The 12,006-nt window shown below is 69.2% G+C and carries 10 protein-coding genes; 3 read left to right on the forward strand and 7 right to left on the reverse strand.

The genetic code is table 11. The features are described from left to right. The first annotated feature begins 42 nt into the window (after positions 1–42). Entirely contained in the window at positions 43–1,602 is a 1,560-nt protein-coding gene (locus AB0I34_RS26140; RefSeq protein WP_360449650.1) for a DUF222 domain-containing protein, read from the forward strand. A 145-nt stretch (positions 1,603–1,747) separates the two neighbouring features. Here AB0I34_RS26140 and hemB read toward each other — a convergent pair whose 3' ends face one another. From hemB to AB0I34_RS26175, 7 genes are all read right to left on the reverse strand, one after another. Next, entirely contained in the window at positions 1,748–2,734 is a 987-nt protein-coding gene (gene hemB, locus AB0I34_RS26145) for a porphobilinogen synthase (RefSeq protein WP_360449653.1), read from the reverse strand. 4 nt (positions 2,735–2,738) lie between these two features. Further along, positions 2,739–4,409, reverse strand: coding sequence for a bifunctional uroporphyrinogen-III C-methyltransferase/uroporphyrinogen-III synthase (locus AB0I34_RS26150; protein ID WP_360449655.1), 1,671 nt, complete (start codon positions 4,407–4,409; stop codon positions 2,739–2,741). 89 nt (positions 4,410–4,498) lie between these two features. Then, positions 4,499–5,380, reverse strand: a complete 882-nt coding sequence (gene hemC, locus AB0I34_RS26155) for a hydroxymethylbilane synthase (RefSeq protein WP_360449658.1) — start codon at positions 5,378–5,380, stop codon at positions 4,499–4,501. Further along, on the reverse strand, positions 5,377–6,660 hold the full coding sequence (locus AB0I34_RS26160; protein ID WP_360449661.1) for a glutamyl-tRNA reductase: 1,284 nt from the start codon (positions 6,658–6,660) through the stop codon (positions 5,377–5,379). Before AB0I34_RS26160 ends, hemC begins: the two co-directional genes overlap by 4 nt. Then, positions 6,657–7,412, reverse strand: coding sequence for a redox-sensing transcriptional repressor Rex (locus AB0I34_RS26165; protein WP_131360150.1), 756 nt, complete (start codon positions 7,410–7,412; stop codon positions 6,657–6,659). Before AB0I34_RS26165 ends, AB0I34_RS26160 begins: the two co-directional genes overlap by 4 nt. Before the next feature lie 109 nt (positions 7,413–7,521). Then, entirely contained in the window at positions 7,522–7,758 is a 237-nt protein-coding gene (locus tag AB0I34_RS26170) for a glutaredoxin family protein (protein ID WP_360449665.1), read from the reverse strand. Continuing rightward, positions 7,755–9,206, reverse strand: a complete 1,452-nt coding sequence (locus AB0I34_RS26175) for an AMP-binding protein (RefSeq protein WP_360449668.1) — start codon at positions 9,204–9,206, stop codon at positions 7,755–7,757. The genes AB0I34_RS26170 and AB0I34_RS26175 overlap by 4 nt, the downstream gene beginning before the upstream one ends. Before the next feature lie 368 nt (positions 9,207–9,574). Here AB0I34_RS26175 and AB0I34_RS26180 point away from each other — a divergent pair, with 368 nt between their 5' ends. Further along, positions 9,575–10,147: a sigma-70 family RNA polymerase sigma factor gene (locus tag AB0I34_RS26180; RefSeq protein ID WP_360449670.1), complete on the forward strand. Its 573-nt coding sequence runs from the start codon at positions 9,575–9,577 to the stop codon at positions 10,145–10,147. Between the two features lie 209 nt (positions 10,148–10,356). Further along, on the forward strand, positions 10,357–11,439 hold the full coding sequence (locus tag AB0I34_RS26185; protein WP_360449672.1) for a DUF5667 domain-containing protein: 1,083 nt from the start codon (positions 10,357–10,359) through the stop codon (positions 11,437–11,439). Positions 11,440–12,006 lie beyond the last annotated feature (567 nt).

Raw genomic sequence — 12,006 nt, forward strand, 5'->3', positions numbered from 1 at the left:
CGGAGTGGGAAACTGTCGGAGGACCCGTCTAGAGTTCTTGGCATGGAGATCCTCGGCGAACGACCCGTCTGGTCGATGAGCGACAGCGAGAAGCTGTCGACTCTCGACGCGGTGGTCGCCGAGGTGGCTCGGCTGGAGACAATCAAGTGGCAGCTGATCGCCGGCCTCGACCAATCGGGGTACGCCGAGGACCTCGGCGCCGGTGACACCGCCCGCCTGCTGTCCCAGCGCTACCGCATCGACGCGACCGAAGCCCACCGGGACGTCCGCGTCGCCAACCGTCTGACCAGGCACCCCGCCACCACGGCCGCTCTCCCTGACCCGGGCGTCCCCTTCGCCAACCCGACCACCGCCCATCCCGCCGCCACTGAGACTGCGGGGCTCAGCGACCCGGACGGCTCCACGGTTGGAGCCTGGCGCGTTCATCCCGCGCAGGCCGAGGCGATCATGTCGGTCATGGCCAGGGTGCCCTCAACGGTGCCGGCCGAGGACGTCGAGTTCGCCGAACGGCAACTGATCGGCCTGGCGGCCACCCACACGCCCTCCGAGCTACGCCGCGCGGGCATGAAGATCCGCGACATCCTCGACCCCGACGGCCCCGAACCGGACGAGCAGACGGCGTACGCCCGCGAATCTCTCACGCTGAAACCCGCCGATCGCGGCGTCACCTTCCGTGGCTACCTGGCCAACGAGAACGCGGAACTGTTGCGCACCCTTATCCATGCCCAAGCCAGACCACACAAGACTGTCGACGGTGAGCTCGACCCGCGTCCTCGTGCCAAGCGCCAGGCCGACGCCCTCACCACCGTCCTGAACACCGCCGCCACCGCACACCTGGCAAGCGGTCCCGCACGCCACACCGACCGTGCCACGAACCCCGCGTCGTCAGCTCCAACTCGGGCCGGGGACGGTGATGGTCCGGGTGTGGATGGTGGGTCCGTGCCGGGGTTCGGCCCGAAGGCACAGCTCAGCGTGACCATCGACTTCGACGATCTCAGAGCCGCGACCGCGAACGCGACCGGTGCCCTGGTGTTCGGGGACAACCTGTCGGCCGGAGCCATCCGCCGCTTGGCCTGCGATGCCGAGATCCTCCCGATCGTGCTCGGCTCCAAGTCGCAGCCCCTCGACGTCGGCACCAGCCAACGCCTCGTCACCCGACCGATGCGGCGCGCGCTGAACGCCCGCGACAAGGGTTGCGTCGTGTGCGGCGCGCCGCCGATCCAATGCGAGGCCCATCATGTCGTGCCGTGGCTGGAGGGTGGTGTGACTGCCGTGTCGAACCTGGTACTCCTCTGCAAGCGCCACCACAACGCCCTGCACTCCGGCCATTGGCACATCCGCATCATCGACGGCATAGTCCGCGTCACCCGCCCCGCCTGGACCAGCCCCACCGCGATCCCACCAGGCAGATACCGACCACCCGCCGCTCCCCCAAGTCACCAACTCACAAGCTCAACCCCACGCGTCGACCCATCCAACGACGGCCCCGAGCCCGCCGTACACATATCCACGCAACCTCCACCCACGCCCGGCGCGCCCCCACACTTCAGTCCGTGGGACGACGACACCTTCACGGCGACCGACGCCCGGCGGCCCGCGTGAACCATCACGCCTGATCCGTTGATGATGCAGTTGGTGAGAGCCAGCACGCCAGACGTTTCACGTGCCGAGCCAACACAAGCCGCCCAGCGAAGACACGGGCCGGCCGGAGTGGGCGCAACGTGCGCGCGGGGTGGACCTCGGTGGGTCAGTGGTGGTTCAGGAGGTTTACGGCTTCTGCTGCCCAGTAGGTGAGGATGGTGTCGGCGCCGGCTCGGCGGATGGAGGTCAGGGTCTCCAGGATCGCGCGGTCGCGGTCGATCCAGCCGTTGGCGGCTGCGGCCTCGACCATCGCGTACTCGCCGGAGATGTTGTACGCCGCGACCGGGACGTTCACGTGGTCGCGGACCTGGCGGATGATGTCGAGGTACGCCAGGGCCGGCTTCACCATCACGATGTCGGCGCCTTCGGCGATGTCGAGGTCGACCTCGCGGATCGCGTCGCGGGCGTTCGCACTGTCCTGCTGGTACGTCCTCCGGTCACCCTGCAGCGACGAGTCCACCGCCTCGCGGAACGGACCGAAGAACGCGGACGCGTACTTCACGGCGTACGCCAGGATGACCGTGTCCAGGTGACCGGCCGCGTCGAGCGCCGTACGAACGGCCCCGACCTGGCCGTCCATCATCCCGGACGGGCCGACCACGTGCGCGCCGGCGGAAGCCTGCGCGACGCCCATCTCCGCGTAGATCGGCAGCGTCGCGTCGTTGTCCACGCGACCAGAGGAGTCGAGTACGCCGCAATGCCCGTGCGAGGTGAACTCGTCCAGGCACAGGTCCGACATCACCAGCAACGCGTCGCCGGCCTCCGAGACAGCGTCCCGGATCGCGACGTTGAGGATCCCGTCCGGATCCAAGGCACCAGACCCGACCTCGTCCTTGACGGCAGGGATCCCGAACAGCATCACGCCGCCGAGTCCGAGCTGAGCCGCCTCGGCGATCGCCTTCCGCGCGGTGTCGCGGGTGTGCTGCACGACGCCCGGCATGGACTTGATCGCGATCGGCTCCCGGGCGCCTTCCCGGATGAACATCGGCAGGATCAGCTGCCGCGGCTCCAGCGTGGTCTCCGCGACCAGCCTGCGCACCGCCGCCGACGACCGAAGCCGCCTCGGCCTGACCTCCGGGAAACCACCAGACACGGACCTAGCTCTTCCTGCGTGAGCCCGAGCGCCGCTCGGACGGGCGGGTGACCGGTTCCCCGGCCTCGACCATGGTGTCACGCCGGTCCGCACCGAACCGGGCGAGGGCGTCGGCCAGCTCCTCGGCGGCCGGCGTCTCGGCCATCGCGTCGACCCGCAGGCCGTGCTCCTCGGCCGTCTTCAGCGTGGCCGGGCCGATGACCGCGATCACCGTGGACGCGTGCGGCTTGCCGGCGATGCCGACCAGGTTGCGCACCGTCGAGGAGGAGGTGAACACGACCGCGTCGAACTTGCCGGACTTGATCGCCTCGCGGGTCGGCGCGGGCGGTGGCGCGGCCCGGACGGTCCGGTACGCCGTCACGTCGTCGACCTCCCAGCCGAGATCGGTCAGGCCCGCGACCAGCGTCTCGGTGGCGATGTCCGCGCGCGGCAGGAACACCCGGTTGATCGGGTCCAGCACCTCGTCGAACGGCGGCCAGTCCTCGACCAGACCGGCGGCCGACTGCTCGCCGGACGGGACCAGGTCCGGACGGATGCCCCAGGCACCGATCGCCTCGGCGGTCTTGTCGCCGACCGCGGCGATCTTCAGCCCGGAGAACGCCCGCGCGTCCAGGCCGTACTCGTCGAACTTCTCCCGGACCGCCTTGACCGCGTTGACCGAGGTGAACGCGACCCACTCGTACCGGCCCTCGACCAGGCCTCGGATGGCCTTGTCCATCTGCTGCGGGTTGCGCGGCGGCTCGACGGAGATCGTCGGGACCTCTTCGGGCATCGCGCCGTAGCGGCGAAGCCGATCCATCAGCGGCCCGGCCTGGTCCTTGGTGCGCGGCACCAGGATCCGCCAGCCGAACAGCGGCTTGGTCTCGAACCAGGACAGCGCCTCGCGCTGCTCGACCACGGCACCGACCACGATCACGGCCTCGCCGGTCACCTTGGCGGCGCGCAGGTCCGCGACGATCGTCTCCAAGGTCCCGACCACACTGGTCTGTGCGGTCGTCGTACCGCCGACGGTCACCGCGACCGGCGTGCCGCCGTCGAAGCCGGACTCGATCAGAGCGTTGGCGGTGTCCTTCAGAACGTCCACAGCGTTCAGCAGCACCAGCGTCTGCTTCGGGTTCAGCCGGCCGAGGTCGAGCTTGGCCTCGGCCAGGTCGAGCACGGTGACCTCGCGGTCACCCTTCATCGTCAGCGGGATGCCGGCGTACGTCGGAACGGCGCTGACCTCGCTGACACCGGGGATGACGTTGAAGCCGATACCGGCCTTCCGGCACGCGGACGCCTCCTCGGCTCCGCTGGAGAACGTGAACGGGTCGCCGGTGAGCAGGCGGACCACGTTCGCCGAGGTCTTGGCCGTCTTCACCACCAGTCGGGCCCGGGCGGCGACCTTCAGCGCCCGGCTGCCCTCGGCGCCGGACCCGTCGATCACCTCGACGCCCGGCCGGCAGTACGCCAGGAACGCGTTGTGCTCGGGGCCCTCGACAACGACCGCGTCGGCGTTCGCCAGTACGTCGCGGCCGGCCAGGGTCAGCAGGGACGGGTCACCCGGCCCGACGCCGACGAACGTGACATGGCCGAGTGGTCTGGTCTGCTTGACCGTACTGGTGGCGGCGGCCTTCGCCGGCACTTTCTGAGGTGTGCTGGATGCTGCGGTGGCCGCTGTCTTCGCGCTGCTCACGTCTGCCTTCGCCCTCGTCCTCGTCCTGCTTGTCTTGTGCGCCGTCTCATGGGCCCCCTTGTGGGCGGCCGTCGTTCCCCGTGCCGGTGTCATGTTCGCTCCAGCAACTCGTTCGCCAGCGCTTTGCCCAGGGCAACCGGATCGTCCACCGGCCCGTTCGCGGAGAGCCGTCGTACGCCGTCGTCCTGGCCGAGCGCGCCCCGCAGCCACAGCTCGGGACCGTCCTCACCGTCGACCACCTCGGCGAGTGCACCGACCGGAGCCGTGCAGCCCGCCTCGAGCGTGGCCAGCAGTTGCCGTTCCGCCGTGACCGCGGCCCGGGTGGCCGCATCGTCCAGCGGAGCCAGGGCGGCCAGCACCTCGCTGTCGCCCGCCCGGCATTCGATGCCCAGGGCACCTTGTCCCGGTGCGGGCAGGACCTGGATCGGATCCAGGGTCTCGGTCACCTCGGCGAGCCGTCCCAACCGGGACAACCCTGCCCTCGCGAGGACCACCGCGTCCAATTTGCCGTCGGTGACCATCCCGATCCGGGTGTCCACGTTGCCGCGGATCCCGGTGCATTCGATGCCGAGGCCGAGCGCATCGAGCTGCGCCACCCGGCGAGCCGCGCCGGTGCCGACGAGCGCACCCGATGGCAGCTCTCCCAGGGTGAGCCCGTCGCGGGCGACCAGCACGTCGCGCGGGTCCTCGCGGACCGGGATCGCACCCATGGCCAGACCCTCGAGAGGTTGGGTCGGCAGATCCTTCAACGAGTGCACGGCGATGTCGATCTCGTCAGCCAGCAAGGCGTCGCGCAGTGCGCTGACGAAGATGCCGGTACCGCCGATCTGCTCCACCGGCGCCCTGTTGACGTCCCCGGTCGTGACGATCGGCACCAGCTCGACCTCGTGGCCGAGCTCGCGCAGCCAGTCGGCGACCATGGTTGCCTGTACGGTCGCCAGCGCGGACCGCCGGGTGCCGAGCCTGATCATGCGTGCTCACCTCCGGGCGCCTTCGGCGTGGTCACCGCGTCGACCGTCGCCTGATCGAGGGCGAAGAGTTCGCGCAGTGCGTTCGCGTACGTCGGCCCGCCCGGATCAGCGGCGAGCTCTTTCACCCGAACCGTCGGGTTGTGCAGCACCTTGTCGACCACGCGGCGGATCGTCCGGGTGACCTCTTCCCGCTGGACGTCGTCCAGGCCGGGCAGCCTGCGCTCCAGCCGGGCCAGCTCGGAGTCGACCAGCTCGGTCGCCATCGCCCGCAGCGCGACCACCGTCGGTGCGACCGACGCGGCCCGCCGGGTCGCCTCGAACGCCCCGGTCTCCTCGCTGACGATCCGGCGTACCTCGTCGATGTCGGCCTCACTGCCGCCGGACGTCCCTGCGATGTCGGCGAGGGTGACCAGCGTGACGCCTGGGATGCGCGCGGCCTCGGGAGCCACGTCCCGCGGCAGAGCGACGTCCAGTACGCCGAACGGCTGCCCGTCCGTCGCGTTCCGGATCATCTCCTCGGTCAGTACGACGCCCCGTGCGCCGGTGCAGGACACGACCAGCTCAGCCTCGGCCAGCGCGTCGGGCACGTTCGCGAGCTGGATCGCCGTACCGCCGACCCGCTCGGCCAGCGCGACCGCGCGGTCATAGTTGCGGTTGGCAATGGTCACGCTCTTCGCGCCGCCGTTGAGCAGCGTCTGCGCGGCCAGCGAGGCCATCGAACCGGCGCCGACGACGAGCGCGCGGCGGCCTTCGTACCCGCCGAGAGCTTCCAGCCCGGCCGACACGACCGAGCGCCCGGCCGAGTCGATGCCGGTCTCGGCGTGCGCCCGCTTGCCGACCCGCAACGCGTGCTGGAGCAGGGCGTTCAGGTCGGTGCCGATGGTCTCCAGATCCTGGCCGACGCGCAGCGTTTCCTTCACCTGGCCGAGGATCTGGCTCTCGCCGACGACCATCGAGTCCAGCCCGACCGCGACCTGGAACAGGTGTGCGACGGCACCTTCCTCGAAGTGCACGTAGAGGTGCTCGGCCAGATCCAGCAGCGGTACGCCGGTGACGTCGGACAGGATCGCGGTGACCTCGTCCATACCCGCGTGGAAGCGGTCGACGGTCGCGTAGACCTCGGTCCGGTTGCAGGTGGCGATCACCGCGGACTCGGCGACAGCCGGAGTGTTCTTGACCGCCAGGGCCAGCTTGGTCGCCGCGTCCGGATCGAGCGCCACGCGCTCGAGGACGTTGATGTCAGCTGAGCGGTGGCTGATACCGACGACCAAGTAGCTCATGCCCCGACACCTCCGCCCACGCTCGGCAGATCCGTCAGACCGTTCATCGCTGGTAGCTCGGGCACCTGGGGGAGCGCCGCCTCTCCGGACTTTCGTTGTTCGTGGTACGCCAGGATCTGCAACTCGATCGAGAGGTCCACCTTGCGGATGTCGACACCGGTGGGCACGGACAGCACCACCGGCGCGAAGTTCAGGATGCTGGTCACCCCGGCGGCGACCAACCGGTCGCACACCCCCTGGGCCGGACCGGCGGGAGTGGTGATGACGCCGATCGAGACCCGGTCGGCCTTGACGATGTCCTCCAGCTCGGCGAAGTCGCGGACCTCCATGTCGCCGATCCGCTCGCCGATCAGGTTCGGGTCGGCGTCCAGCAGCGCCACGATCCGGAACCCGCGGGTGCCGAAACCGGAGTAGTTCGCCAGCGCGTGGCCCAGGTTTCCGATCCCGACGATGACCACGGCCCAATCCTGGGTGACACCGATCTCACGGGCGATCTGGTAGCGCAGGTACTCGACGTCGTACCCGACGCCGCGGGTGCCGTACGAGCCCAGGTAGGACAGATCCTTGCGCAGCTTGGCCGAGTTGACTCCGGCGGCGGTGGCCAGGTCCTCACTCGAGGCGGTCGCGATCCCGCTGTCCGACAGTGCGGTCAGGGCCCGCAGGTAGACCGGCAAGCGCGCGACAGTCGCCTCGGGGATACCGCGTTCGGTTCTCGTCGGCGGGCCCGGTCGACGGCTGCTGGCACGCGTCACAATTCTCCTGGGAACGGTTGCTCGGCCGCGGTCTGACGGCCGGCGGCCCGTTCCTTACTCTAGGAGCTTGTGAACGTGAGAACAAAATCGGCGGGAGTGACCCAGCGCACTACGCGGTCAAGGCCTTCCTGAGTCTCGCCGGGTCGACGCGCCAGAAGTCGTGCTGCTTGCCGTCCACGAACGTGACCGGGATCTGTTCGCCGTACTCCGTGAACAGCCGGTCGTCCCGGGTGATGTCGACCTCGGTCCACTCCACCCCGAGCTCGGCACAGACCGCGCGGACGATCTTCCGGGCGTCGTCACACAGGTGACAGCCGGGCTTCCCGTACAGCGTGACCCTGCTCATCGGTCCGCCTCCCGGAGCCGGCCCTTGGCGACCTTGCCGGTGACCGAGTGCGGCAGATGGTCGACCACCTCGATCTCCACCGGGCACTTGAACCTGGCCAGCCGGGTCCCGGCGTACTCCCGGACCTCGGCGATGTCGACGGTCGCGCCGGCCTGCGGTACGACGAACGCCTTCACCGCTTCGCCGGTCTCCTCGGACGGTACGCCGATGACCGCGGCCTCACGGACCCCGGGCGCACCGACCAGCACCTCCTCGACCTCGCTCGGGAAGACGTTGAAGCCGGACACGATGATCAACTCGCGGAGCCGATCGACCAGGAACAGGTCGCCGTCGGCATCCAGGAACCCGACGTCGCCGGTGCGGTACCACCCGTCGCGGTCCGGGCCTTCGGCACCGTCCGGCCAGTAGCCGGAGAACAGGTTGCCGCCGCGGATCACGATCTCACCGGGGTCGTCGCCCTCGACGTCCTCACCCTGCTCGTCGGCGATCCGGAGCTCGACGTTCGGCAGCGGACGGCCCACCGAGCCGGGCTTCGGCTCGCTCTCCCCCAGCGTGGTGGTGACACCGGGCGAGGCCTCGGTCAGGCCGTAGCCCTGGTGCACGAACTTGCCGGTCTCACGCTCGAACCGGTCCGCCATCTCGCGGTCGAGGGTGGACGCGCCGGTCAGCACGACCTTGATCGTCTTCAGCGCGTCCCGCAGGTCCGATCGGGCCAGCAGGGCGTTCAGTGCCGGCGGCGCGAGTGGCAGCCGCGTCACGCCGTACTTGCCGATGAGATCGAGCGTGTGAGCGGAGTCGAACCGCTGGTCGATCACGAGCGCGGCGCCGGTGGCGACGGCCCAGCCCAGTACGGCGTTCAGCCCGAAGGCGTGGAACATCGGCAGGACCCCGAGGACGACGTCCTCCGGTCCCATCCGGTCCTCGCCGAGCTCGGAAAGATTCTTCACGTTCGCAGCCAGTGCCCGATGGCTGAGCATTGCCGCCCGCGGATCGCCACTGGTTCCGGACGTGTACAGCAGGACCGCGAGTGTCTCAGGGTCGATCGACGGAAGTAACGGAGCGTTACCCTGGAGCTCGCCCGGACGCACCGTCCGGACCCCCTCGCCGACCTTCGCGGCAAGGTCCCCGTCGGTGACCGCGAGACGGGCTCCGGAGTGCTTGAGGACGGCCGCGATCTCGGGCTCGGTCAGCCCGGTGTTCAGCGGTACGGCGACCAGCCCGGCGCGGAGAATCCCCAGGTAGGACGTGACGAACTCGATGCTGTTGGCCATCAGCAGGACGACCCGGTACCCGGGCACCAGGCCGGCCGCGGCGAACCCCTGCGCGGTCGCGCCGACGATCTCGTCGAGTTCGCGCCAGGTCAGCCGCCGGTCCCCGTCGACCAGCGCCAGACGTTCACCGTGACGTTGCGCTGTGTCACGAAGAATGTCAGCGAAATTGAAGTTCACCAGGCGAGTCTGCCATGTCGCCGGTGCGTGCTTCCGGCACGGTTGGGGCGTTCGGCTCGCTCAGAACGGTTGCAGCAGAGCGTGACGGGCGATATACAGGTGAACTCGTGGGCGAGCTTCTGCTGAACCTCACACTGCAGAAACCGTCCAGCCCGGGGTACCTATGCGCAATTAACCCCCGGCAGCAGGCTGCGCCGTTGTCCGGTGCCGGCCCGCTGGCGCATTCGTGACGACTCGGACCGGACGGAAGGCGGCACGCCTCAGGCTGTTGACAGCGAGTGCTTAAGGCATAACGCTCGGTGCTGTCTCAGCCGCTGTGGCCATTCGCGGATGTGTCAGACGACGTGTCAGTTGAACGGGGAGAAATCTTGACGACGCCGGAGCCAAGCCCGGACGGGATGAGACGTGCGGAGCTCGTCGATCGCGCCCAGGCCGGGGACGTCGGTGCCTTCGGTGAGCTGTACGACGAGTACTCGCTCACCGTCTATCGCTACATCTACACACGGGTGTCGTCCTCGGCACTCGCCGAGGACCTGACCAGCGAGACGTTCGTCCGGGCGCTGCGTGCACTGGACTCGTTCCGCTGGCAGGGCCGGGACTTCGGCGCCTGGCTGGTGACGATCGCCCGGAACCTGATCACCGACCACTACAAGTCCGGACGGGTCCGGCTCGAGGTGGTCACGGACGAGATCGAGACGCACGACCGGCAGACCGAGGGGCCGGAGGTCGACGTACTGGCCGCCGCCACCGCCGAGGTCCTGCGGGACGCCGTCGCGGCCTTGCCCGAGGAGCAACGCGACTGCCTGACGATGCGATTCTTCGCCGGATTGTCGATCGCGGAAACGGCCAAGGCGCTGGAGAAGTCCGAAGGCGCCGTCAAGCAACTGCAACTGAGGGCCGTACGGCACTTGGCGAAGGTTATCCCCAAGGACTTGAGGTGAGGAGGATGACAACGAATGTCTTTCGTAACCCGTCAGCGAGTTTCCTCGTTCTCCTTCGTGAGGACCTGTCGGTGACCCCGGCTGGCCATTGAGGAGAACGAGAACACATGAGTGACCTGCACAGGGCTCGAGCGCGCGCGGAGTCATTCGCGCACGCCATCGATCACGGGCCCCGTCACTCTTCGCGACTGAGCGATGATCCGGAGCTTGTGGAGGCTGTGGAGCTGGTCGGACGGCTGAGGACCGCCGGCGCAGTGGCACCGCGTCCGGAGTTCAGTGCCGAGCTACGGCACCGCCTGATGGAACAGGCGGCTGCCCGCGCGGCGACGACTCCGATGGTGGTGCACAGCACTCCCGACGGTCCGGACGACCCGCCGACCCGCGAGGACGTCGACGCGTCCGTGACACAGATCCGCCATCGTCACGGCCGGCGCATCCGGCTCGTGGCCAGTACCGCCGCGCTGGTCCTGCTCGGAGGTGGCATCGGTTCCGCCGCCGCCGCTCAGCAGGCGATGCCCGGCGACACCTTGTACGGGATGAAGCGCAGTATCGAGAACGTGGCCACCAATGTGGGTGTCGGGGACGACTCCCGCGGCCGGCGCGATCTCGAGCACGCGATGACCCGACTGTCCGAGGTCCGCGCGCTGGCCGAGCACGGCGGCGACGTGGGCACGATCAACGGCACTCTGGACGACTTCTCGGCGCAGGCCCGCAAAGGCGTGTCCCGCCTGGTCGCGTCGTACCAGCAGGACGGCGACGAGGGTTCGATCACGGCGATCACCACCTTCATCACGAACGCCCGCCAGGCTCTTGGTGAGCTCGCGCCGAAACTGCCCCCGGAGTCGCTGAAGTCCGCCGTGGAGGCGCTGGCCACGATCGAGCAACTGGCCCAGCACACCACGGCCGCCTGCCCGAAGTGCGATCAGCCGAAGCCGGCCAAGGGCACCCAGCCTGCCGGTCCGAGCGTGGGCACCGAGCCGAGCGATCCGTCCAACGGATCGCCCAGTTCGAAGTCGTCCACCGCGCCGGCGCCCGGTGCGTCCACGCAGCCGAGTGGGTCGCCGACCAAGCTGCCGAACACCACGATCGTCGAGGAGTCCAACACTCCCCCGCCGAGTCTGAAGACGCCCCCGAACCCCAACACCCCGAACTCGTCGACGACTCCCACGATCGTCCCGAGCCTCCCGACGCCAGGCACACCGTCGTGGCCCTGGCCCTTCCCGACCCTCAGCATCCCGACTCTCATCAATCTCCCCGGCGTCATCCAGACCTTGCTCCCACCCTGGAAGTAGGCCCAGACGCGCAGAAGCCCGGCACACACGATGTGCCGGGCTTCTCCATGCCCACCCGCCCGGGTGCTTGTCCTGTCTGATGTGCGAAGCGGGTTCAGCTGGGGGAGGCAGTGTGCAGCTGGACAGGAGGTGTCGGGCCGTTCCTAGTGCAGTCGAGCGCCCCGCGCGTCCTGTGTACGGCGTATCGCAGGTGCACTACCCGTCGAGCTGCACACCGCCGGTCCTGCACACCGCCGGTCGACGACCCACAGGCCGCCCGCTCGGCCCCACCGACCCTCAGGCATGTGAGCGGACATCCCCTCGAATGGCCGGTTCTCTGCCCGAAATACGACCGGACAAGGGGCAACCTCAGGGGTTATCCGTTGGTGTGGGCATCAGCCGGCGGGGGGCGCTTTCATCCCCAGGCTCCTGTGCCCCCGGCCGTCCCGCCGCTCGGCCTTCGAGAGGAGATCCGTTCGCGTGGTGGGTTCTCTGCTCCTATAGGACGGGAGAACCCACCACGGGCAGGGATATCCGTTGGTGTGGCATGAGCCGGGCGCGGGTGTGCCGGGCTTCTGGTTGGGCTGA

This window comes from Kribbella sp. NPDC050281 (genome assembly GCF_040655855.1).
Lineage (GTDB): Bacteria > Actinomycetota > Actinomycetes > Propionibacteriales > Kribbellaceae > Kribbella.